Below are 257 nucleotides of genomic sequence, written 5' to 3' on the forward strand. Positions count from 1 at the left end.
TGCCGGCTGCCGCCATGGCATTGGCAAACAGGCCAGTGTTGCCGCGCAGGGCTGCGGTGGCAGCGTCATTGTCCGCCTTGACCTGCACGTGGATCTGCTGGCCGATCAGGCGGATCGAAGCCGAGACGCTGCCCAGGTGGGCGAAGTTGAAGCGCACCACGCTGTGCCAGGTGGGTGCGTTTTCGTCGTCGGTGGCACCCTGTTTCGGGGAGTCCTGGCCATGTTCCTGGTTGATTTCCCATTCCATCTTCTGGCCC

The 257-nt window shown here is 63.8% G+C and carries 1 protein-coding gene; it reads right to left on the reverse strand.

The features are described 5' to 3' along the window. On the reverse strand, positions 1–257 hold a 257-nt coding region (fliK, locus tag ACZ3HH_RS30660), incomplete at both ends, for a flagellar hook-length control protein FliK (protein ID WP_465810431.1).

The organism is Pseudomonas sp. PME37.24/025, from assembly GCF_055556615.1.